The 22,145-nt window shown below is 66.2% G+C and carries 17 protein-coding genes and 5 pseudogenes; 4 read left to right on the top strand and 18 right to left on the bottom strand.

Annotated features, from left to right (window positions below; genetic code table 11):
* Positions 1 to 828: 828 nt before the first annotated feature.
* A complete protein-coding gene (locus tag ACWCPF_RS38060) occupies positions 829 to 1,614 on the bottom strand; it encodes a hypothetical protein (protein ID WP_451049704.1) in 786 nt (261 codons plus the stop codon).
* A gap of 139 nt (positions 1,615 to 1,753) precedes the next feature.
* On the opposite strand from ACWCPF_RS38060, the gene pip reads away from it, so the two are divergent.
* A complete protein-coding gene (gene pip / locus ACWCPF_RS38055; RefSeq protein ID WP_451049703.1) occupies positions 1,754 to 2,719 on the top strand; it encodes a prolyl aminopeptidase in 966 nt (321 codons plus the stop codon).
* Between the two features lie 383 nt (positions 2,720 to 3,102).
* On the opposite strand, the pseudogene ACWCPF_RS38050 reads toward pip, so the two are convergent.
* The 3 genes and pseudogenes from ACWCPF_RS38050 to ACWCPF_RS38040 form a co-directional block, all read right to left on the bottom strand.
* Positions 3,103 to 3,597 (bottom strand): annotated as a pseudogene (locus ACWCPF_RS38050) (transposase family protein); the annotation flags it as partial.
* 345 nt (positions 3,598 to 3,942) lie between these two features.
* Positions 3,943 to 4,440, bottom strand: a complete 498-nt coding sequence (locus tag ACWCPF_RS38045) for a cupin domain-containing protein (RefSeq protein ID WP_451049702.1) — start codon at positions 4,438 to 4,440, stop codon at positions 3,943 to 3,945.
* Positions 4,441 to 5,003: 563 nt separating this feature from the next.
* Positions 5,004 to 6,110, bottom strand: a complete 1,107-nt coding sequence (locus ACWCPF_RS38040) for a hypothetical protein (RefSeq protein WP_451049701.1) — start codon at positions 6,108 to 6,110, stop codon at positions 5,004 to 5,006.
* A 63-nt stretch (positions 6,111 to 6,173) separates the two neighbouring features.
* Between ACWCPF_RS38040 and ACWCPF_RS38035 the strand changes: the two genes are divergently transcribed.
* Positions 6,174 to 6,620 (top strand): hypothetical protein, encoded by a 447-nt coding sequence (locus tag ACWCPF_RS38035; protein ID WP_451049700.1) that lies wholly within the window; start codon positions 6,174 to 6,176, stop codon positions 6,618 to 6,620.
* Between the two features lie 216 nt (positions 6,621 to 6,836).
* Here ACWCPF_RS38035 and ACWCPF_RS38030 read toward each other — a convergent pair whose 3' ends face one another.
* Together ACWCPF_RS38030 and ACWCPF_RS38025 are read right to left on the bottom strand one after the other, a co-directional pair.
* Positions 6,837 to 7,763 carry a DUF4238 domain-containing protein gene (locus ACWCPF_RS38030; RefSeq protein ID WP_451049699.1) on the bottom strand — a complete coding sequence of 309 codons (927 nt, stop codon included), beginning with the start codon at positions 7,761 to 7,763 and terminating at the stop codon, positions 6,837 to 6,839.
* A gap of 66 nt (positions 7,764 to 7,829) precedes the next feature.
* Positions 7,830 to 8,087 carry a hypothetical protein gene (locus ACWCPF_RS38025; RefSeq protein WP_451049698.1) on the bottom strand — a complete coding sequence of 86 codons (258 nt, stop codon included), beginning with the start codon at positions 8,085 to 8,087 and terminating at the stop codon, positions 7,830 to 7,832.
* A gap of 401 nt (positions 8,088 to 8,488) precedes the next feature.
* Between ACWCPF_RS38025 and ACWCPF_RS38020 the strand changes: the two are divergent.
* A pseudogene (locus ACWCPF_RS38020) lies at positions 8,489 to 9,097 on the top strand (CHAT domain-containing protein); the annotation flags it as partial.
* Between the two features lie 19 nt (positions 9,098 to 9,116).
* On the opposite strand, the gene ACWCPF_RS38015 reads toward ACWCPF_RS38020, so the two are convergent.
* From ACWCPF_RS38015 to ACWCPF_RS37960, 12 genes and pseudogenes are all read right to left on the bottom strand, one after another.
* Positions 9,117 to 9,359 carry a hypothetical protein gene (locus ACWCPF_RS38015; RefSeq protein ID WP_451049735.1) on the bottom strand — a complete coding sequence of 81 codons (243 nt, stop codon included), beginning with the start codon at positions 9,357 to 9,359 and terminating at the stop codon, positions 9,117 to 9,119.
* 97 nt (positions 9,360 to 9,456) lie between these two features.
* Entirely contained in the window at positions 9,457 to 12,789 is a 3,333-nt protein-coding gene (locus ACWCPF_RS38010) for a hypothetical protein (protein WP_451049697.1), read from the bottom strand.
* A gap of 788 nt (positions 12,790 to 13,577) precedes the next feature.
* Positions 13,578 to 14,270, bottom strand: coding sequence for a transposase family protein (locus tag ACWCPF_RS38005; RefSeq protein ID WP_451049696.1), 693 nt, complete (start codon positions 14,268 to 14,270; stop codon positions 13,578 to 13,580).
* Between the two features lie 170 nt (positions 14,271 to 14,440).
* Positions 14,441 to 14,739: pseudogene (locus tag ACWCPF_RS38000) on the bottom strand (helix-turn-helix domain-containing protein); the annotation flags it as partial.
* A 45-nt stretch (positions 14,740 to 14,784) separates the two neighbouring features.
* Positions 14,785 to 14,952, bottom strand: coding sequence for a hypothetical protein (locus ACWCPF_RS37995; protein WP_451049695.1), 168 nt, complete (start codon positions 14,950 to 14,952; stop codon positions 14,785 to 14,787).
* 44 nt (positions 14,953 to 14,996) lie between these two features.
* Positions 14,997 to 15,461, bottom strand: coding sequence for a hypothetical protein (locus tag ACWCPF_RS37990; protein ID WP_451049694.1), 465 nt, complete (start codon positions 15,459 to 15,461; stop codon positions 14,997 to 14,999).
* Positions 15,458 to 16,311, bottom strand: a pseudogene (locus ACWCPF_RS37985) (IS5 family transposase). Before ACWCPF_RS37985 ends, ACWCPF_RS37990 begins: the two are co-directional and overlap by 4 nt.
* Before the next feature lie 165 nt (positions 16,312 to 16,476).
* A complete protein-coding gene (locus tag ACWCPF_RS37980) occupies positions 16,477 to 16,761 on the bottom strand; it encodes an acyl carrier protein (protein WP_451049693.1) in 285 nt (94 codons plus the stop codon).
* A gap of 219 nt (positions 16,762 to 16,980) precedes the next feature.
* Complete coding sequence (locus ACWCPF_RS37975) at positions 16,981 to 17,883, bottom strand: SAM-dependent methyltransferase (RefSeq protein ID WP_451049692.1); 903 nt, start codon at positions 17,881 to 17,883, stop codon at positions 16,981 to 16,983.
* A 147-nt stretch (positions 17,884 to 18,030) separates the two neighbouring features.
* Positions 18,031 to 18,888, bottom strand: a complete 858-nt coding sequence (locus tag ACWCPF_RS37970; protein WP_451049691.1) for an acyl-ACP desaturase — start codon at positions 18,886 to 18,888, stop codon at positions 18,031 to 18,033.
* A gap of 93 nt (positions 18,889 to 18,981) precedes the next feature.
* Positions 18,982 to 19,494 carry a PaaI family thioesterase gene (locus tag ACWCPF_RS37965; RefSeq protein WP_451049690.1) on the bottom strand — a complete coding sequence of 171 codons (513 nt, stop codon included), beginning with the start codon at positions 19,492 to 19,494 and terminating at the stop codon, positions 18,982 to 18,984.
* Positions 19,491 to 21,173, bottom strand: a complete 1,683-nt coding sequence (locus tag ACWCPF_RS37960; RefSeq protein ID WP_451049689.1) for an AMP-binding protein — start codon at positions 21,171 to 21,173, stop codon at positions 19,491 to 19,493. Before ACWCPF_RS37960 ends, ACWCPF_RS37965 begins: the two co-directional genes overlap by 4 nt.
* Before the next feature lie 445 nt (positions 21,174 to 21,618).
* On the opposite strand from ACWCPF_RS37960, the pseudogene ACWCPF_RS37955 reads away from it, so the two are divergent.
* A pseudogene (locus ACWCPF_RS37955) lies at positions 21,619 to 22,057 on the top strand (transposase family protein); the annotation flags it as partial.
* Positions 22,058 to 22,145: the final 88 nt, after the last annotated feature.

Raw genomic sequence — 22,145 nt, 5'->3', positions numbered from 1 at the left:
CGGCACCTCGGACAGGGTGCGCAGGCTCAGCCCGCCGTCCGCCGCGACCTCCACCCGGCGCACCGCCCAGTCACCGGCGTCCGCGCCGCCCACGGTGAGCGCGCCGCCGCCGGGCACCTGGAACAGGTCTGCCTGTGCGGCGGCCAGCAGCGTGACCGGCGAACCACCGCCCAGCGGGACGGCCTTGAGGGGGCCGCCACGGCGCAGCGGCGGGTCCTGATCGGTCGGGGCGCCGGTCCGGTAGCCGGTGAGCAGCCAGTCACCGGCCAGCCCGACGACGGGGATGTCCGTGCCGGAGGCCGGTACGGCGACGGAGGTCTGCGCCCCGGTCGGCGTCGCGGCCGACCACGCGGGCCGTGCTCATGCCCTGCTGGTACCAGGCGATGTGGGTGAAGCCGGGTCCGCCCCTGCACCAGCCGCGATCCACAGGGCCAGCCGATCTGCGCCACCTGCTACCAGCGACACCGCACCGGCGAGCCGTGCGCCCGCTGCGGCCGGACAAAGCCGGTCAACACTCGATGGCCCATCGGGCCGGTCCGCATGACCTGCTACACCGCCGTGCTCCGTTCACCGGCTAAGTGCCCGCGCTGCCGCATGATCCAGCCACTGATCGCGCGCGGTGACGACGGCACCGAGGTCTGCGGACCCTGCGTCGGCTTCGCCGCCGACTACACCTGCAAGCAGTGCGGCCGGGCGGGCAATCCCCACAGCCGCGGCCGATGCGCTCACTGCGTCCTCGCCGAACGAGTCAACGCCCTGCTGGCCGGACCCGACGGCACGGTCACCCCACAGATGGAACCGCTCGCGGCCGCGCTGACGGACGCTCCCTCACTGTTCCCCGCCATCCAGTGGATCAAGGAGAGCCCGAACACCAAGCTCCTCGCCCGGCTCGCGGCCGACGGCCATGTACTCAGTCACGAACTGCTGCACGAGCTCCCGCCCAGTCGGAACCAGCGCTACATCCGTCAACTCCTCGTTCACACAGGCATCTTGGAGGAACGCCACGAGGACCTCGAACGCATCCAGGGCTGGCATGCGCACGAACTCGCGGACAAGCCGGCCGCACACGCCAACCTCGCCCGCCCGTTCCTGCACTGGTTCCTGCTTCGACGAGCACGCCAACGGGCCGCCCACCGCCACCATCCAGCCTCCGCCGACCGCGACCTGTGGCGCCGCGTCAGCGTCGCCCTGGACTTCCTGGCCTGGATGGACCAACGCGACCTGGTCCTCGCCGACCTCGCCCAAGAACACATCGACGACTGGATCGCCGGAGCCACCGGCCAACGCCGCTACCTGATCCGATACTTCCTGAAATGGACCACGAGCCGTCGCCTCACCCGCGAACTGACCGTCCCCTCCATCCCGAGGCAGGAGCCCCAAGACCTGCTCGACGAGGACGATCGACGGCCCCTCCTCCAAAGCTGTCTGACCGACGATGCCCTGCCCACGGACATCCGAGCTGCCGGTGCGATCACCCTGCTGTTCGGTCCGTCCACCGAACGTCTCTGCCATCTGACGCCCGAGCACCTCAAGTTCGACGACAAGCACGCCCACCTCATGCTGGGCCGCCACCCCGTCCTGCTGGCGCCAAGGCTCGCCGAACTGCTCCGTCAACTTGCCGCTGGGTCGCCTACGCCCGACGCGACTGGGCCGAATACGTCGCCGGGCGAGCCGAGGACAAACCAGGAGACGCCGTTCCAGCCGTCGACTAGCCTCGCGAGGTTGTTCTTCACACCTTCAGGAGGAGACCATCATGGCCGAGCCGTTCCCGCCCATCGAACCGTACGCGCACGGTCTCCTCGATGTCGGCGACGGAAACCAGATCTACTGGGAGACCAGCGGGAATCCCAATGGAAAGGCGGCTCTGCGCGTGCACGGCGGGCCCGGCAGCGGGGGGAGCCGTGGCAGTCGCAAGATGTTCGATCCCGAGGTCTACCGGATCGTCCTGTTCGATCAGCGTGGCTGCGGTGAGAGCCAGCCTCACGCCTCCGACCGGTTCGTCAGCCTCGATCCCAACACCACCGACCACCTCATCGAGGATATGGAGCGGCTACGCGAACACCTGGGCATCGAGCGATGGCTCCTCTACGGCGGCTCCTGGGGTTCAACACTGATCCTCGCCTACGCTGAGCGCTATCCCGAGCGAGTCTCCGAGGTTGTCATTGTCGGCGTCACCATGACCCGGCCGGAGGAGACCGACTGGCTCTACCACGGCGTCGGACGCCTGCTGCCGGGCCCCTGGGAGACATTCCGCGACGCACTTCCGGAGGCGGACCGGAGCGGCAATCTCGTGTCCGCCTATAACCAGCTGCTGAACAGCCCTGATGAGGCGGCCAGGGTGAAGGCGGCGCGGGACTGGTGCGCTTGGGAGGACGCCGTCATCGCCCACGAGGTACTTGGTCATCCGGGCGCCTACAGCGACAGGACCGACAGCGCACTGATGGCATTCGTTCGGATCTGCGCGCACTACTTCGCGAACGATGCCTGGCTGGAAGATGGACAACTGCTCCGTGACGCACATCGGCTGGCCGGTATCCCAGCAGTGCTGATCCACGGCCGACTCGACCTCGGCAGCCCATTGAAGACCGCGTGGGAGTTGTCCAAGGCGTGGCCGGACGCGGAGCTGAAAGTGATCGACGACTCCGGACACACAGGCAGTCCCACGATGCAGGACGCGGTCCTGGAGGCGATCGCGCGGTTCGGCAAGAGCGGACGGTGATCGGCACCGCTACGCCGTGCTCTCTCGCCCCAGGAGAGAGCTAGAGGACAGGAATAGCGCACGGTCGGAATACCCCCCCCGTCAGTAGTCCGGGAGCTCGCCCTCGACTGCGCGTTCACCGAGAACGGTCCGGACTGCCGTGTTCGCCACAAGCTGCGCGGTCGGGTCCTTAAGGGCCGCAAGCTCTCTGGCGAGGAAGCCGAATGGGTCGTGCTCGACATCGTCCACCAGGCCGTCGCGCTGCTCACGGCCGTGAACGACGACCCGATCCACCTGTTCGGCCACACGGGCATGACCAGCAACAGCCTTGTCCTGTTCGGCTCGGTCGGCGTCCACCTGCCCCGCCGCCAGACCGCCGCGCTAACCACCCACATCGCCGAGTGTGCCGCCTTGGCGCCAGACTCTACCCAGGCCTTGCAGTCGTTGCGATTTCCGGGAAGGGGTTTGCCGACCACGACGACCAAGCGGGTGTCGGCATCGATGACGACCTGGTGGTTGGTGGAGTACCTGTAGTTCTTCGACTTCTCCGCGATGGAATGATCACGGGTGGGTACGAGAGTGCCGTCGACGATCAGGACGGCGTCCTTGGGGAAGCGTCGTCGCTGTCGGAGCGCGAGCAGCGGGCCGACATGATCGATGATGCGGTAGGCCGCGGACTTGGATACACCGAACAGCGGCGCGAGCTGGCGCAGCGTCAGGTTTGTTCGCCAGTAGGCCACGACCAGGAGCACCCGATCCTCAAACGACAACCCCCACGGCCGGCCTGGCCGCACCGTGTACGCGTCGTCGCGGCGCAGCATCGTGATGAGCTTGCGGAAGTCGCGCGGGCACAGCCCACTGAACGGGGCTATCCAAGACGGTACCGACGCCGTGATCACACCAGTTACCGCAAGATCATCTCATCTGCAACCAGTAGTTAGGAACGGTGAGACGGCGGATGACCTGGGCGTGGAACAGGTTCATGGACATCGGGATGACGCGCTTGCGCTCGCTCTTGGACGGAGCGATGACGAGCAGGGCGATGACCTCGCCGTTGGGCCGCTGCCCTGGTCGTCGAAAGTGCCTTCCGCCTGAACCGATAGAACCCTTAAGCGAGATTCACCGCCCTGGTGAGGAAAAGCACTTTCGCGATTCCGCCTCGGCAGTTGCCGCACCCAACCGAAACATTCAGGCCGACCGGTGACCAGAAGAATGCGTCAGCCGTGAGAAACTACAACCTCGGGTCAGGAGAGAAGGCCATGGCGCTCGACGACGGTCGGTGTGGCCGGCCAGTCGAAGTCAATGCCATAGGCTGCGGCCATCTCGGTCAGCAAACTTTCACTCGGGGGGGTGGCAAGATTGACGCATTCCTTGAAGAAGTCTTCGAAACCGGCGGGGGAGATGACCTCCAAGACTGCTGCCGGTTTGTCCGTGTTGTTCCAGAAGGTGTGCCATTCGTCGCGCGGCTTGAAGATCCACTCGCCGGCCGAGGCGTAAATTTCCTGGCCATTCGAGATCGCCCCTATCTCGCCACTCAGAACGAACGTGTATTCGTCCTCGTTCTTGTGACGGTGCATCGGGCCACCCAGGGCTCGCGGCTCGAACAGGTGTTGGACAACGGAGAATCGGCCACCCGTGTCGCTGCCGTTGATGAGGAATCTATTGCGTATGCCTCCGACATGAGGCTGTGGGGGAGTGTTGAGCTTGCTTATAACTCGTGCGCGAGTCTTCGGCTCGGTCATTGCGTCTCCAAACGACTAACTGTGAAACCCGTGGGCTACTTGGATCCCTCAGGCGTTGCGAATTTGATTGGTTCGGGGTCATCACGCCGGGTACTCGACATGAAGACACCAGCCGCCCGTCCGCTGTAACAACCCGCGGGCGTGACGTAGCACACATCGAACGCGGCGGAATGTTGACTCTGCCTCAGGCGGTCTTCTGGGCATGGGTACTCAGACGCCATCCGCTTACCGTTGTGCGAGCTTGATCAGTCGAACAGGGTTCCTGTTTGGGTGATCTCTCGATGGTCGGGACATAGCAGCAGGGCCTCTTGTTAGCTCGGGGTTGCGATCCCAGCCGAGCGGTACCAGAAGGCGCTGGTGTCGCACCCTGTCGCGTTCGCTTCCGTGGAGTCCAACGTGCCGTCTTCTGCGGGCCGCGGCGAGCATCCCGCGTGCCACCTCCGGCTGGGGGGGCGGGAAGAAGGTGGGCGGACGCAAGCGGCGCCAACGGGCGTCGCCAGCCTGCTGCGCGGCTGGAAGCTGTAGTTCCTGACCCCGCCCGGGGCGGCGGCCTTCGCTCTCACTCACGCAGGTGACGGGCTGCCGGGCGGCTGGTTGCTGCGGAGGCGGTGTTGGCGGGTGGTGACGAGGGTCCGCCAGCGGGTGCGGACGGTGTGGTCGCCGCCGAGCCAGCGGATGGCGGGCCCGTCGGGCCGGGGCCGGTCGCCCATGGCGGCCGCGATGGGCACATAGTAGGCGAAGTCGCCGTTCGCGGTCGCGTCGTGCAGCCGGTCGATGGCGGCGGCCAGGTCGTGCTCGGCTTGGCGTACGGCGTGGTGGAAGGCGAGGGCGGTCTCCAGGAGCGGGGTGAGCCAGGGAAGCCCGGTGACGGTGATCTCGGTGCGCAGCACGGTGACCTGGCTGGTGATGTCGCGGTCGGTGCCGGCGTCGCGCACGAGGGCGGCGACGTGGGCGAGAAGGGTGGTGGCGCGCGGGTCGAGCCGGGCGAGCAACTGGTGGGCGAGGGCGAGTTCGTCGTTTGTACGGTCCGGGTCGGTGAACGCGGTGACCAGGGCGATGAGGGTCTGGGCGATGGCCTGTTCGCCCCGGGCGTCATGCTGCTCGGCTTCCGCCCGCGCGTCCTCGAAGGCGGCGATGGCGCGGCCGGTGTCGCCGTGGGGCCACCTGATGTGTCCCAGGACGCGGTGGTGGCGGCTTGTCCAGCCCAGGGTGGGGACGGCGGCGAGGGCGGTGGGGAAGTCGCCGCGGATGCGGGCGAGGCTGGCCGGGCCGCGGCGGGCGCGCGGGGCGAGCCGGCCGTCGGCGTCGGCGACCTGGCGGTAGCCGTCCAGGGCGGCGTCGGTGCGGCCGAGGTCCTTGTGGGCATTGGCCCGGTAGAACAGGGCGAGTTCGGCCGGCTCGCCGGACAGTAGAGTGGTCTCCAGGACGGTGTGAGGCGTTCGGCGGTGTGTTTGCGGTGTTCGTGCTGGCGGCGGGCGATGGCGGCGAGAAATGTGAGCTGGAAGACGAGGACGAAACCCGCCCTGGGGCGTGTGGCCCGTATCTCCGCCACCGCCGGTGTCGTCGTTCTCGGCAATGCCTACGACTACATCAGCAGGACTCGTCCGAGGACGGTGCGCCGACTCGCCGGAAGACGCCAGGCTCAGCAGGCCCGTGAGACGGCCGAACAACGCCTTCGTTGCATTGCCCGCGCCTACGACGCCGTCCCCTCCCTCACCCTCCGTCTGCTCGCCGTGGAGGACGTGTGCACCGGAGGCGGCGGATGGACCTTCACCGCCGACAACGAGTACAAGGTGTCCTGCACCCTGTACGTCACCGCCTACTACAGCACCCAAGGCGACGTGGGAGACGTACTCGACGAGATTCTTGCCGCAGGCGATCAACCCGGATCGCTTATCCCCTTCAGCCGCACCACCGCCCCCCTGCACGGCGCGCAGGAAACGGGCCAGTTGGTCGCCGTCGGCCAGACCCTGTTGTGGGACACCCCGCAGCGTGCGGTCGAAGAGCCTCGCCCGTGCATGAGGCAGCAGAGCGATCCGCCCGTGTACCGGTGCCTGCGCGAACCCGAGCGAATGACCGCGGCCACTATCCGGCAGACACACGGCACGGTGCTCCAACTGGGCCTCAATCCAGTCGAATACTTCCGGATCGGCAAACACGGCCAAACAGTCAAAAACTGATAGCCGGAGTTCGGGGTCGGTGACCGGGAACAGGCTGGGGGCGTCTGGGCCATGACCTTTCTCGCGGGTGACTCCGCTGCCGGGCGCCGCGCTGAAGACGCACGGTGCCGCCAAGAACAGGAAGCTGGGGCGACTTGAATCAGCCGGTCGGCTCGGATGCGCCGGACGACGCGCCGCCGCGGGTCTTCGCAGAGGTACAGCAATGACGATCGCCTGTCAGGTGGTCCGGTCTCCGGCCAGTCGTCGCTGTGCGGCGCGTTCCACGAATGGTTCCAGGCCGCTCGCGGGGTGCATGTAGACGTAGCGGTGGGCGGCGTGGATCTGCAGGGCGTTGAGGCGGTCGACGAAGGACTGGGAAGCGGTGAGCATGCTGTCCTCGGTGCCCAAGGACAGCATGTGCCGTGGGCCGATGGGAAGTACGAGGGTCTGGGCGTCAAGGAACGCCATGCCGTACATGGTGCGGCTTCCCTTCATGGACAGGGTCAGGGCCGGGTTGTCGCCGATCAGGAACTGGCCCGTCTCGGGCGTGATCACCTCCAGCCGCCGCGTCGACGCCAGGTCCCGCATTTTGTGGAAGGTGTCCTCGATGCTGGTGCGGAAGAGCTTGCCGCTCTCGCGGTCGCGCATAGTCGGGGACCGTTCGATGAGGCGTTCGGCGAAGGCGCCCAGGGCAGCCGGGCCGGACAGGTACAGGCCCGTCTCGCGCAGTGCCTCGAGGCGCAGCTGCTCCGGGTACTGGGTGATCACCTTGGCGACCAGGTGCGTTCGGGCCCGCTCGACCGAGTCGGTATGCACATCGCGGTAGTGGAGCGACCGGACGTTGTGGAGCACGACGAGGTCGCGCAGGACGTCCACGTGAAGCGGGTCAGCGAACGGAGTGCCGGCGTGCACGGCGGCGAGCGCCGCACGCACGCGCCTCTCCACGTTGTTCCACAGTGCTTCAATGAATGGGGAGTCGACGGCGACGAAGTTCTCGACCCAGCCGCATCGGCTGGGGGGCATCCGCTTGTGTACGCGTCCGGGGTTGTGCAGGTCGAACGGGAGCAGCTGCTGGCTACCGCCCTTCGGCTCGGGCATCGTGAACTCTTTGAGCAGGACCTTGGATACGAGGTGCTGCCGCTTTGTCTGCTGTGCTGTTCCCACACACCGGATTCTGCCAAGTACCCCTCTCCCCCCGCTCAGAGATTCCCCGGCTGCCGATCCACATGGTTACCGGTCAGCGCAGCCGGACCACGGTGACGACCGCGTGCCGGGTCGTGCCCGCCACGACCTCCACACCAGATCACCGGTGGCGGGCGGGTAGGAGTCGCCGGCCTTCGTGAACGCGCGACCGGCCTGGGGGAGCAGGTGTGGATCGACGGTGGAGGCGAGTGCCGTGGTCAGGCGCTGGGGCAGCGCGACGCGTCCGCTGGGCAGCCGCACGGCGAGCACCTTCGGATGCCGGGAACTGCCAGTGAAGCCGACCATGGTGGCATCGACCGTGTCCGCGTCCGCCACTGGCGAAGCGCCGTTATTCGGAAGCTGCAGCATTGGGCGATTCCGTCGGGGATCTTGGTTGTCCTTGATCACTGCCCTTGGCACCACCAGCGGGGGCTGTGCAATTCGTGGGCGTCGAGGTACTGCTGGGACGCCGTCGGCGGCCGAGGCCGGCGCCCCCCACGTGCTCCTGAAGGTGGGGGTGGTGAGCCGACACTCTGCACGTCCCTTGTGCTCCCTTTGCTTTGTTCCTCCGCCTCACATGGGTATGTCTGGCTCAGCTCTGAGGAGCCATGGCGTGGGGGAGGCCGGGTTGGCCAGTGCTTCGAAGGTGGTCCTGGTTGAGTACTACGTCACCGCGGAACGAACCCTGATCTTCGGGGCGATGGCGGATGCCGCTTCGCCGGAGGTCGCCAAGATGGACCCTTGGACGCGAGGAAGTGGAGGACCCGGCCCGGCGGACACGTGAGCGCACGCCTGGTCTCGCCGGTGAGACGCTCGTGGGTCTGCTGGCTGAACCTCGGCTCTCCGACCTGGTCGCACCGCTGGCCCAATGGGCGCGTCCCGAGGATGACGTGTATCTGGTCCCGCACGGCGCTCTGCATCTGCTGTCGCTGGCCGCCCTGCCAGGCGAGGGCAAACCCCTGATCGGCCGGAATCCCGTCGCGGTCACCCCCAGTTCCTCGGTGCTTCAGCACTGCAGAGCCAGGCGAACCGGGCACCGGGCGTCGGCGGTGATCGTGACCGGGCCGCCGGGTGAACGGCCGCTCCTCTTCGCCCGCGGACACGCGTACGCGGTGGCGGCCGGGTTCGAGAAGGCGGAGGTTCTGGACGGCACGGCTGCCCGACGCGACACTCTCCTGCGCCGACTGGGGCCGGGCAGAGTCGCTCCGGACATACTCCATTTCGCCTGCCACGGGGTTTTCGACGCCGAGGAGCCCATGCGCTCGGGCATCGAACTCGCCGAGGGGCGGCTCACCGCTGAAGACTTTCTGCGCCTCGGACTTCGAACCGACCTGGTCACCCTCGGCGCCTGCGAGACAGGCGTGAGCGAACGCCGGCCGCCTCGAAGCCCGCCTCAGCACGGTCCTGGGCGAACAGGTCTGGCGCGAGTCCGGCATCGGCGGCCCCAACGAGACCGAACAGCTCCAGGCCCGCATCACCACCCTCGAACAGCAGCTGGTCGACTTGGAGCTCACGCTCCAAGACCGGGACGACGACCTCGCCGCCGTCCGCGGCGCCAACCGCGAGCTCATGGCCCAACTCTCTCCGTAACGCTCCTGACAGACCCGCTCCTTTGCGTTCAGAGGCTTCCCGAAGGTCGATCTGAACGCCGTCGCGGTGGTCGTCGAGGGTTGGATTACGGAACCAACAACTGCTCGAAGCCGGTGATTGGGATGTTTGCCCCGTAGCGAACGTTCCATCCTTCGACGATCGCCACCCGTAGTAGGTCGCCGCGCACGTCACCCAACACGCGCGGGGAAGCCACACCTGGCCTGTTTTCGTAGTTGAACGAAATCACGTCGATGAACACTGGCGCCTTCAACTTCCGACCGAGGCTGAGCAACGCCTGCGCGATGGCCGGGTAGGGCGTGAACTCGGGGTTGGCCAGCCAGCCCCTGAGGTCCTGCTCGGGAACGCTGAAATCGACCCCCATCGCCGCGAGCGCCTCGATAACGGCAGGGGCGAGTGGCGGCCCGAACCGGTCGGTATCGATCCGCAGCATCTCGTCGTAGAGCGCTGCGGCGTCAGCGCGGGCCACGTTCGCATCGTGTGCGCGGCCGAGCGCATCGAAGTGCCGTGACACGGCGAACATGGCGAACACGCGGTCCAGCCAGGGGCCCGGGCAGCCGGTCCTGTTCTCTTTGCGGCTCGGGCTTGCGGCGGTGCGGAAGTCGAGGGTGATAGCCGTCTGTTCGCAGCCAGGGTGCCATATCTCGATCAAGCCGTCGTGGCCGCCGGGCGCGCGCATGAACTGACCTGACACGAGCGGCAGCGTAGTGAAGTCCTCGATTGGCTCGGCGAGGTCGACGACGCGGGGGGTGTACTTCATCTGGGTGAGCTCCAGCCACATGGCGATCTTGCGGCCGTCCGGAGCGTTGAACACGTAGCGTCCGCCGTACTCGAGCTTCGCCGGCAGATGGGCGTTGCCTGCCTTCACTCGCTCCTGGAACTGCTCGAAACCAAGACCGGCCGCTGCGCTAGTCTCCATGAGGTACGCGAAGCCGAGGCTATCCAGGGGCTCGATCAGCTGGTCGGGGCGGGCCGGTGCCGTCCGATAGGCGGCCAGGTAGAAGCCGAGTGGGGAGCGGTCGGCGAAGATCCACGGGCCGACGGGACCGAACCTGCCGTCCCGCGAGATTGCGAGGTCGATGTTGTCGTCGGCTTCGCCCTTCCACGCCACGCACAGCAGCCCGTTCCCCGAGCCGATCGTCGGTGGCTGCTCGCTGATGTCGCTGAGGACGACCTTCGATTCGAGGCCTTCGACACCGAAGCCGCCGGCCGTGTTGCCGATCAGGACAACCTGCGCGATGTTGAGGTTCTCGTTGCCCGATCCCTTCCAGGAGAAGAACAGGCGTCCGCCATGTGAGGCAAGGGAGGGTCCGTGGCTGCTGGTCTCGTTGAAGGTCCTCGTGGTGAAGCTGACGCCGTCGGCGGAGAACGCGAGGCTGACGGCGTCGTTCCCCGAGCCCTTCCAAGCCAGGAAGAGCCGCCCGCCGTGTGACGCCAGCGCCGGCGCCGCTTCGCTCGTCTCACCCAGCGTGACCTTATTTTCAAGCGCCATAGTGAACGCCCCGGCCGTGTTGCCGATCAAGGTCACCCTGGCTACGTTCAGGTGTTCGTCGAGGCCGACCCACGCCAGATAGAGCCTGCCGTCATGAGACGTGAGCGCCGGTGCGTACTCGCTCGTCTCGTTCAGCGTGGTCTTGCCCTTCCAGGTGGGCGGAAGCGGGAACTGCCTGGACGCGACATCAGCTGGCCACCAGTCGTCGCAGAACGCGATGTTGAGGCTGTCGTTGCCGGAACCCTTCCAGACGAGATAGAGGCGTCCGCCGTTCGAGGCGATGGCCGGTGACGTGTCACTGGTCTCGGCGAGCACCCATGCCTGCTCGATGCCCTCGACACCGTCGATGCCCATGACCGTCGTGGCCTGGACCTTGCCGATGTTCAGGTTGTCGTTGCCGGATCCCTTCCAGGCGATGCAGAGCTGGTCGCGGTGCAGTGCCAGCGCCGGCGTCGCCGACGTCGACTGCTCCTCGACGGTCTTCCGTTCGGCCGGACGCATGTTCGCCCCGGCGGCGAAGCTGGGCACGACGCCGTAATTCACGCTCTGCGTGTGAAAGGCGTCCGGGTCCTCCGGGTCGTCGTTGTAAGGGTCGATGCGCGGATCCGGATAGGCCTCGAAGCGCAATAGGTCGTGGAACTCGGTCTCTGCCCGAGTGGGTATGACGGTCGTCGCCTGCGCGCGGGAGGTCTGTTCCCATGCCTGCTTGAAGAGGTCGACCTCGTCGTGGCCGTAGCCGCTGTTCAGGAAGGACCCGCCCGCCGATATCAGGAACGACGGCGAGTGGTGGTAGATCTCCAAACCGCCCTCCGCGTCCTCTGGCGAGGCCGCCAGCCGGGGCCGGTTGCCGTGGTAGAAGCGGTGCAACGATGGCGGGTTGTCCTGCCTCAGCGCCAGCGTGTAGACAGCGGGCGGCGGGCGGTACGCGGCCAGGGCACCAAGCAGGCCGGTGAAGGACTGGGTGTCCGGGAAGCGGGCCGGCTTGCCTGCCGCGTCGAGCAGCCCGGTACAGGCGAGGGAGAAGCCGGCTACCTGGTCGGCCTGGTCCGAATAGAGATTGTTGCGAAGGTTGGCCTGGTGGTTGATCCGGTGCTGCTGCCGTCGGAACGGTGTGACCCGCCGGCCGCGATTGCTCGACAGCGCGAACTTCATCATCACGTAGTCGAGGACCATCCGCGCGGCGTCCCGCACCACCGGGTCACGCGCGAACTCATGCAGGTTGAGCATGGGGTGTAGTGCCAGACGTTGGTACGGCCGCGAGTTGAACTCGAGGAAGTCGTGGCGCAGGAACCGCTGCATCGAGTCGAGCAGGTAGGTCTTCAGCCCGCGGTTGTCGAACTTCGGGTCAGGGGTCTCGTCGAACCGGAGCTGGTTGATGAGGTACCGGCTGCTCTCGATCATGAGCAGGTGGTTCTCGGTCTCCGACCCGTCGATGTTGAGAAACGAGAACTCCACGATCTCGATCTCGGGCGGGTGTCCACCAACCAGATAGTCCGGCAGCAGATCGTCCATGATGAACTTGACCAGGTCCGGTCCCAGCTGCGCCGAATAGCGGTAGAGCAGCACCATCAGACCTTTGACGGCCATGTCGTAGTCGCGCTCGGTGCTGGCGCCCTTGGTGCCGACCAGGCCGTTTCCCCGGTTGAGCCGGCGCAGTGCGGCGGGCATGGCCGTGGCGCTGGGCTCCTCGCCGGGCGGCGTGAAACCCGGATCCAGCGCGAGCATGTGGCAGTGCGCGATGAGGGTCGTCGTGTTGTCCTCGCCGGCCTGCTCGGCCTTGATATCCCTGAGGTGCCGGGTCAGCGCGAAAAACCTGGCGATGCCGTCCGCTCTCGCCTTGTGCGTGGCGAAGGCGTTTGCGGGCGAGCCGTCGGCGGCGACAGGGTCCAGCGGATCAACATCGGCCATGGCCATCCTCGCTCGATCAGGCCGCGCAGTCGGCGACGTGCCGGTGCAGGCTCACTGGTGCGCGCACCTCACCGCCCCTGAGCCTTACGTGTCAGACCAGTTACCAGCGTAGTGGCAGGGGTGCCGGCCCGCATTCCGCGTTTTCGGGGGTTCTGGAGGCAGCGGCGGTAAAGCTGCTGCTCAGGGTCCATGAATCTCTGTGGGGTCGTCAGCACGCTTCCCTCGCCAGGGAATTGGTTATCAGGCCAGCATCGAAGTCCACCGCCAGGCACCCGCCCGCGAAGAGGCCGAACGACGCGCGATTCGCGAACCTCTGGGCAGATGGTCAGACCCTGGTGAGCCTCCTACCGAGTGAATCTTGAGCCGGTCAGGCCGTTGCCGCGTCTCCGCTGTCATCGCCGTCTCGACGGGCTCCGGAACTCCGTGCGCTTGGCACTGCTCCAACCGCTGCCGGGAGCCGCGACAACCGGGCGTTTTCAGATCCGCCGGAAGTGACCCGCCCCTCCGGGCTTTGGTTGACGGACATGTGCGCTCCCAGCTCGATGATCCGCCGGCTCACGTACCTGGTGAGGTGTTCCTGCAGCGGGTAGGGGCGGACGAGATGGAACGTCCTGCTGTTCTGCTGAACCTGTTCTCCATGGCGAGAACCTCTGTAAACAGCTCGGTACAGCCTGCTGGCTTCGTGGCGGTCGGCGATTTCGTAGACTGCCTCCCCAGGTCTACGCGCATAGAATAGGTCGGCCCAGGCGGTCTGCGAGGTCTCATTGCGGAAGAGTGATTGAGCTGTTTCAGCGCTGCCGCTCCGTGGTGAGGACGGCGGCGGAGATTGACGTCATGCGATTCGGGCTGCACCGGGATCTGGGGAAGATGCGCCATGACTTGAGTCGTGCGATGCCGCGCTCGACCGGTGCCCGAGCTGCGGACAGCGTACGGTTGACGGTCTGTTGGGTGGGTGTGAGGTCACGGCCCGGCGGGCGTCTGAGGGCTGTCGTCACCCATGGGCCGGCTCCCATATAGGCACGGTCGGCGAGGACCGGGATGCCCTGGCGTTCACAGATCCTGACGATCCGGTGAGCGCGGGCCGCGGTGAGGTCGTGCGTGCGGCCGGGCAGTGCGGGTGAGATCCACGGCAGCTGCCCGGCCGGGTCGGTCACGACCTGCAGGTTCACTCCGTGCCGACGGTGCTTGTGAGAGACGTCGGCCCGGCTGTCGCCGACCCGGTCGCACCCCGCCAGGGTGCCGTCGAGCAGGACGTGGTCGGGGTCGGCTTCACGCAGGGCGCGCAGCAGACCGGGCGCGCGGTCGGCGAGCAGGTCGACGACGGCCGTGGCGTAGGCGTAGGTGGTGCCGACGGAGATGCCGAAGCCGGCCGCGAGCTGGGCGAGGGTGTCGTGCCGGCGCAGGTACACCAGGCCGACCAGCGCACGCTGGTGCGGCGGGAGCTTGCAGCGGCGGTCACCCTCGCGGGTGACGATGAGCATGGTGACCCACTCGACCAGGGCGTGAGGCAGGTCGAGTGCGGCTGAATCGGAACCAACGCGGCTCCTGTGCCTGTGGGTTGAGACTTCGAACGCCTCCCCAACGGCACGGGAGCCTCGTGCGTTGCGCACACCTCCATGGCCACTCGATCAGTGGCCACTCTGAAACAGCTCAGCGTCTTGATCCGCGCCAGCGTCAAGGTCTGGTCCGGCCAGCCGTGCGCTGCCGGCCCCTTGGCGAGCTCCTGCTCAAGCACGGTGAACAAGGCCTCACTCAGCTTGGGCATGGACACGGGCCCAGCAGACCGCAGCCCCTCAGTACCGGCGTCGTGCCAGGCCGGCGCCAGCGCTGCACCGAGCGCACACTCACCCGTAAGTCCTTGGCGACCTCGGCGTTGGAGGCACACACAGCGAATCGCTCCGCGGCCTCCAGTCGGATCCGCTCGCGAAACGCCTGCCGTTGAGGCGTCAGCCCACCACCCTGCGGATATCTGACACAACAGGCATACCGCGACGATCACGCATCGTCAGCCCCCGGCGACATCGCGCCGCAAAGGTCAGTAACCATCCGGGCGGCGGTCTCCCCGAACACGACTGTGCCGTCGTCCTGCAGGTAGAACTCGGTATGGGACACACCCGTCGACATTCCGAAGACGCTGATGATCTTCCGGTGCAGGGCCATCATCTGCAGATGTCGGGCATTCCGGGTACCGGCGTGGGCGACATTGCTCAGTGGGCCCTTTCCGAAGCGGTCGAGGACGGTGTCCGTCCGTGTACTCGGAGACCCTTTCGAAGACCACCTCGCCATCGCGAATGACCGCGTCTACGTGGAACTGCCTCCCCGAGTTTGACCTGGCGTTTCAGCTTGGCGCGGGTGGCTTCGATGTTCTTCGGCAGCAGTTCGTGGCCGAGGGCTTCGCAGACGTCCTTGGCCCGTAGCGGCCCGGTCGCATGGTTGAAGACGGTGAGGATGAGGGGATAGTCCGGGTGCTCGGGCAGGTCCGGTGTGTGGGCCGGGAGCCGGTCGGCGAGGCGGGTGAAGGACTTGCGGGTGATCGCGAGGTGCTCCAGGTGGGTCTCGGCCTTCCGCAGCCGGGTCTGCAGGTCGTCGATCTGTGCGCGGAGGTCGTCGGCCAGGGCCCGGGCGGCGTCTTCCTGGATGCCCAGGGCGTCGAGCAGGGGCTGGATGTTCACGTTGCCGCCGCCTGCGTCTCGCGCCAGGTGGGGGCGTTCGCGCCGGTGAGGCGTCGGGTCATGACGTGGGTCATCGCCCAGTAGACGCGGGAGGCGGAGGAGGAGGGGCGGTGCTCGTAGTCGCGGACCAGGCGCCGGTGCAGTATCAGGATCCCGTAGGTCTGCTCGACCCTCCACCGTTTCGGCTGCGGCACGAACCCCTTGACTTGCGGGTTGCGGGCGACGATCTCGACGTCGATGCCCAGGTCGGCGCCGTGGTCGACGACCTGGTTCTTGAAGTCCTGGTCGACCAGGATTTTGCGGACGATTTCGCCGGCGTGCTCGGCGACGTGGTCCAGCAGGATGATGCCCGCGGCGTTGTCGTGGGTGTTCGCGGCGAGAACGACGACCGCGATGACCAGGCCGAGGACGTCCACGGCCAGGCCCCGCTTGCGGCCCGGCACCCGGCCCGCTTGGCCGGATCGTGGCCGGTCGTGGTGGCGGGGACCCCGGCGGCCACGTGGACACTCTGGGTGTCCAGGACCACCAGGGTCGGGTCCTCTAATCGGCGGGCGCGTTCACGGACCTGGCAGCGCAGGAGTTCATGGATGACCTGGTCGGTTCCGTCTTCCCGCCAGGCGGCGAAGTAGTAGTAGGTCGCGCTCTTCTGTGGCAGGTCATGCGGGAGATAGGCCCACTGGCAACCGGTCCGCCCCTGGTAGAGGATCGCGTTCACGATCTCCCGCATGTCGTACGCGCCCTGATGGCCGCAGACCGAGCGGTGCCGGTCCTTCCACGCGATGATCACGGGCTTGATCAACGACCACTGCTCGTCCGATAAGTCACTCGGGTAGGGCTTGCGTTCACTCACCCGGTCAATCACCAGATCACCAACCGTGGACCGGTAGATTCCGCCCCGCCGCCACACCACCAGGCGACAGCAGATCCACTCAAAGAGTCACGAACCACCCACTGAGGGATCCCCGCCGAGTCAGACACACTCCCCGGGGACGCTTTGCCGTGCTCTGTGGAACCGTCATTTTCCGGTGAGACCCGGAGGTGCTGACGGTCCAGCCGGCGTGGTGATGGCATTGGTGATGATCTCGGTGAGATCAGCCACGGTCCGGGCCCCGTAGATATCGGCGTCGTCGAGCTCGATGTCGTACTTGCGCTCAAGGGCACTGATCGTGCGTAGAAGGCGCAGTGAGTCCGCGTTCGGAAGCAGTTCAAGCGCCGTGCCCGGCTCGATTGGGTCCTGATCGCTCATGTCGAGCGTGGTCCGCAGGATCGTGCAGACGGTGTCGAACGGGGAGTCGCTCATGGTTGGGGGTCCTTCCGGAGTTTTAGGAAACAGTGGCCTTGGCATGGCGGGGCTCAGCCGGCTGCGTCCTCTGCCATGTCCGTGTGTCTAAAGACTGATAGGTACAGCTGGTGCGGCGTCGTCCGCAGGAGCCGGTGTGGGCCCTCGGGACCTGGCATCGACCGTTGGGGCTGCTACATGGTCTTCTCCCGCCGGAGCGCGGCTGCGGTGGAAGGGCGCTCAGCGGCCGACCTCCGGCAACCCCCACCGGGAGCGGACCGCCGCGAGCGCGTAGTGCTTGGTGGCGTGCCCCCAACCGGTGTTGACCGTCTCCAGATACCGGGTGAGCTCCGCTGACAAGCCGGGCCGCAATTCCTCGATGCGATCCGCGTGATTGGCGATGCCCTCGAGCCAGTCGCGAATGGTTCGCTCGTAATGCAGCGTCAGGTCGGTGGCCCGAAAGAGGCTAAGCTTGGCATCCTCGACGGCCCCGACCAGCTTGGCGAACGGCCGAAGCGTTGCGAACCCGAAGATCGTCTCCTGGACATGACGGCTGGAGTCTCGAGGCGTGAACTCGGTGAACTGCTCGTCGTTGCGGTAGCAGGTCGCTGACATATACAGCCGGCCGCCGCTCTTGAGTGCGCCCGCGGCGGTGGCGACGGCACGCTGATGGTCCGGCATGTGCTCGATGACGCCCACCATCGCAACCGCGTCGAAGGCGCCGTCGGGCTTGAAGTCGTATACCGAGCATTGCTGCACCTGGACACGGTCGTCGAGGCCGCGGCTGCGTGCGCGTTCCCGAGTGTACGATGCCTGCGTGCCCGAAGGTGTGATGCCCAGGACCTGGCAGTCGTAGCGGTCGGCGAGGTAGATCGCGAGCGCACCCCAGCCCACACCGATATCCAGCACCCGTTCACCACCCTGGATGCCGAGGCAGTTCGCGATGAACTCGAGCTTGGCTTCCTGCGCCTCGTCGAGCGTGCTGTCGTCGGACGCGTAGATCCCGCAGGTGTACTTCATGTGCTCACCGAGGAAACACTCGAAGATCTCCGGCGTCAGGTCATAGTGGTTGTTGGTCGCGTCGGCGGCGGCCTTGAGCATCAGGGCGGCGTCATTTGCGGCGGGTGCGGTGTGTGTCGCCATGGATTCTCCTTGATCAGACGACTCGGATCAGCCGGTGCGCTGAGACAAGGCACCTACTGTTGCAAGGCGCCTACTGTTGCAAGCACTGCGAACAGACGAAGTAGAAGATCGGTCAGCGAATCGGAATCCGACGTATGCGCTGTCCTGCTAGGGCATTCTCTGGATGGTGCGGAGAAAGGTTCTGAATTCGTCCACGTCACGCGCATCGAGCGAATGGGCGAAGCGTCGGACCAGTTTCTCCAGGGCGAAGTACGCCTCGGTGTGGTCGTGGCCGACGCGGTCGACCACCTTGAGCGCCGTGCGCCAGTAACCCGGATACGTCCCGTCCAAAGGCATCCGGAAGTCGGCGAGCACCTGGCGTGCCCGGTCCAGCGTGTGCGCACCGTCGCGCTCCAACGACTCCTCGACGAGGCGGGAGTAGAAGCCGAAGTGCCGCGCTTCGTCTCGGCTCATCAGATGGAGGAGCTGGCGAAGAACTGGTTCCTTTACCACCTGGCGGTAGTTTCCATAGAACAGCTGCGTCGCCTTCTCCTGCAGCAGCAGGTAGAGGAACGCCTCCAGAGGGTCCTCGTACGGCATCGAGAACGGCTTGCGGCCGACCTCGGCCAGATCCTCGTGCAGCGTCTGCTCGTCGGCGATGCTTGCTGCGAGCTGATAGTGGCTCAGGGCCGAGGCGTGCTTCTCCTCGTCGTTGGCCCAGGCGAAGAGGAATCTGGCGTACTCACGGTTGCGATGATAGGTGGAGACGCTGATATCCCCGGTCGTAGGAAATGCCGTGAGGTTGAAGCTCAGAAAGGCCGGGATGTGATCCTCGACGTAGGTGATGAACCGAACGATCGAGTGGTCGTCGTCGGTGAGATCTGCGGAGCGCGTCGCAGACCAGTCGATGTCGGAGAGCGACCACCCGCTCTCGCTGGTGCGCTTGTTCACGACCTCGGTCGAACGGCGGATCGCCGCTATCTGAGAGTCGGCGATCTCGGGCGCCGGAGTTTCTGAGGTCGACATTTGAACGTCTCCATTCCTCTTCTTGTCTCGAACCTCGATACCGATGGCAGGTGCTTGATCCACAAGCCGCGGTCGTTCAGCGGACCGGCGTGCTCACGTTCCGGAAGACTCGGACAGGACCATGTGACAACGAAGCTGGGCGGCGATGCCGTCATCGATACTCGCCATCCTGGCGAGATGATCGGGACGCAGTGGGGCGAAAGTCCCGTCGGCCACCAGCACCTCGTCGCCGGAAGGCGCGATGACCTCCGAAGTCACCCGGTAGCCGCCGGGCCAGACTTCAGTGATCCTGGCGTTGATGACGTAGGGTTGGTCGGCCACGACCGGTGCCAGGAACCGGACGCGCAGGCCGGAGGAGAAGACAAGGACGCCGTGTTCGAGCAGGATGGCGTTCGCCATCGTGTCGTCGACCGCGGTGGTGACGATTCCACCGTGTACGACTCCCGGGTAGGAGCACAGGTCGAGGCTGAAGGTCACCGTGTCGGTCACGCCGTCGTCTCCGGTGCGTCGCGGATCGAGCCGCAGCCCGAACGGGTGGCGCGGGGAGCAGCCGAAACAGTGATACCAAGGTTCGTCCCGCAGCGGCAGGTCGACGGCCGCGGTCACCGTGCGGCCCCGGCGAGTCGAGCGGCTTCGGCGCGTTTCCACTTGCCGCTCGTGGTACGGGGCAGCCGACCCGGACGGACGAGGTGCACCTCGATGGCCGAGAGTCCGAGCTCGTCGGCGATTCGCACTCGGATCCGGTCGGCCATCTCTTCGTCGTTCTGCCTGGTTTCCACCACCACCCTCAGGACTTCCGTCACCTCCGGTACCGCGACGCAGCGCTGTCGGTACACTCCGGGAATATCACGGACGACGGCCTCGACATCCTGCGCGAAGAAATTTCGCCCGCGGACGATGATCATGTCTTTGACCCGGCCGGCGACATACAGTCGGCCGTCGTGGCGGAAAGCCAAGTCTCCGGTGCACAGCCATCCGCCCGTGAACAGATTCTGCGTCGCTTCGGTGTTCCGAAAATACTCTTCGGTGACCGCGTCGCCGCGGATCTGGACTTCTCCCAACTCGTCGTCGTCAACCGGTTCGCCCTGCCGGCCCGTGAGTCGCAGCTCCATACCCTCGATGGGCCGGCCGACGGCGACAACGGTTTTGGCATCCGGATCGGCCGGGTCGACAAGACGAACCTCGTTCTTGCCCAGCAGCAGGCCGCGGTCGACGTGCACTACATGCGGTATCTCGCCGCATACCGGGAAGGTGACTCCCAAGGTGGCCTCGGCCATCCCGTAGACCGGGAACATCACCGAGGGAGAAAGACCCGCCGGGGCCAGGCGCCGGGTGAAGGTCTCCACGGTCGCGGCCGACACAGGTTCCGATCCGTTGAATGCGAATCGCCAGCTCCGCAGGTCCAGCTCCGATATTTCAGCGTCGCTGACAGCGTCGAGCATGAGATCGTAACCGAAGTCAGGGCCGCACGTCACCGTGCCTTGGTGTTCAGCGAAGTAGCGAAGGAATGCCGCCGGGCGGCGGATGAATCCGCCTGGGCTGAAGGTATGGGTGGCAGCACCGTGCAGAAGATAGGCCAACCAGCCGATGAGACCCATATCATGGAAATGGGGGACCCACTGTATGAAGACGTCTTCGTTCGAGACCTGCGCGGAGGCGCCGATAGAGCGGAGCCCCGCCAGCACGGTGCGGTGCCGCAGCACCACTCCCTTGGGATCGGAAGTGCTGCCCGAGGTGTACTGGATCACAGCGATGTCGTCGGGCTGCACCTGTGGTAATTTCGCCCCTGAAGCCGCTGCGGGCCGGTCCGCGGCAACAGCCGCACCGTGTGTCACGCCTGCGGGCAGGGGCAAGACGGTGATGCCCGGGCGAGCCTTACGAACCTCGTCAGCCAGTGCCGACTGCGAGGGATCCACAAGCAGATACCGCATATCTGCCGCATCGAGGAACCGGATCACCTGACGCGCGGCGGATAACGTGTCCCGAGTCATCGGCGGGGTCGGCAGAAGGCTTGCCGCAGCACCGGTAAGGGTGATGCCGAACAGACCCACCAGCACATGGGGGCCGGCTCCGGATACGACTCCCACCACGCGGCCGCCGCCCACGCCGCAAGAAGCAAGCTGGTGAGCGAAATCGACTGCACATTCGTTGAGTTGGCGGACGGTGATCTGCTCGCCTTGTTCAGGAAAGTGCAGGGGCTGATCCGGCCACTGATCAGTGCAGTCACGCAGCGCGTCAGGCAAAGTCGTCGCCGTGAGCAAGGTCAGCCTCTCTGGTTCGAACACAGGATGACTCGTCTTCCAAACTTGTGCATGACGTACCTCCGAGCACCTGTTGGCCTGATCGTTGAATACTTGACCATACACACGCTTTGACAATGTGTCACACATGACAGTGTGACTTGATGTCCACTCAATGTTGATGCAGGCCGGACGAGTTGCGCAACCAGCACGCGCCGCCTGACCTGCTTGCTCTAGGTGGAGTTGCAATCGCTCATTTCCGTGTCAGTGCTCCACCGGCACGAATACCGCCCCTTGGCTGCGGAACCCGCCACGATCCCTCACTCCCGTGACGGTGCCTCCGCGGCAACCGCTGCTGACCTGTGCCCACACGCAGAAACTCACGGAGCTCCTTCCAACCCCTCGCCTCAGCAGGGCAGTTGGCGTGACAGATGGTTGAAGCCCCTGATGGGTTGTCGACCAAGAGAACAGTCTCCACCAGGGACTTCGCATGCGTGCCCACCTGTCCGGCGTCGACGTGTCCAGCTCTGCTCCTGCGCTTTCTCGCCGCCCGTCTGAGGGAACGCTGTCGCGGCATCGGCACCCGATGCCGGCGCCTGAGCGGGGGCCGACAGGCCCTGCTCGCCCTCGCTCACCTGCACAACTGTCACCCCTATGCCCAACTCGCCTCCGGTTTCGGGATCGGCATCGCCACCGTTTAGCGGTACGTCGCGCCGAGTCCATCGAGCTCCTGGCCGCCCCTGCCCCCACGCTCGCCGAAGGAGTACGGGCCGCATCGACGAAGGCGTACCTGATCCTGGACGGGACGCTTCTGCCCATCGAAAGGATCGCCGCCGACCGCCGACCGCCCCTTTTACTCGGGCAAACACAAGAAGCACGGCAGTGAAGTGCTGTTCATACCCGACCCGAAGGGTCGTCTCCTCTGGGTCTGACCAGCCCTGGCCGACGCCGTCCACGACGTCCGGGCCGCACGCGAGCATGCCTGTGGACGATCGCGTAATTCCCCAGGGCTGCGGT

The organism is Streptomyces sp. NPDC001858 (genome assembly GCF_053594615.1).
This window is presented reverse-complemented; position numbering and strand designations above follow the sequence as displayed.

Bases quoted from the DNA above. Each gene is read 5' to 3' on its own strand.
- pip (WP_451049703.1), top strand. From the start codon at position 1,754: ATGGCCGAGCCGTTCCCGCCCATCGAACCGTACGCGCACGGTCTCCTC.
- ACWCPF_RS38045 (WP_451049702.1), bottom strand. From the start codon at position 4,440: ATGACCGAGCCGAAGACTCGCGCACGAGTTATAAGCAAGCTCAACACT.
- ACWCPF_RS38025 (WP_451049698.1), bottom strand. From the start codon at position 8,087: ATGGTCGGCTTCACTGGCAGTTCCCGGCATCCGAAGGTGCTCGCCGTG.
- ACWCPF_RS38010 (WP_451049697.1), bottom strand. From the start codon at position 12,789: ATGGCCGATGTTGATCCGCTGGACCCTGTCGCCGCCGACGGCTCGCCC.
- ACWCPF_RS38005 (WP_451049696.1), bottom strand. From the start codon at position 14,270: ATGCTCATCGTCACCCGCGAGGGTGACCGCCGCTGCAAGCTCCCGCCG.
- ACWCPF_RS37995 (WP_451049695.1), bottom strand. From the start codon at position 14,952: ATGATGGCCCTGCACCGGAAGATCATCAGCGTCTTCGGAATGTCGACG.
- ACWCPF_RS37980 (WP_451049693.1), bottom strand. From the start codon at position 16,761: ATGAGCGACTCCCCGTTCGACACCGTCTGCACGATCCTGCGGACCACG.
- ACWCPF_RS37975 (WP_451049692.1), bottom strand. From the start codon at position 17,883: ATGGCGACACACACCGCACCCGCCGCAAATGACGCCGCCCTGATGCTC.
- ACWCPF_RS37970 (WP_451049691.1), bottom strand. From the start codon at position 18,888: ATGTCGACCTCAGAAACTCCGGCGCCCGAGATCGCCGACTCTCAGATA.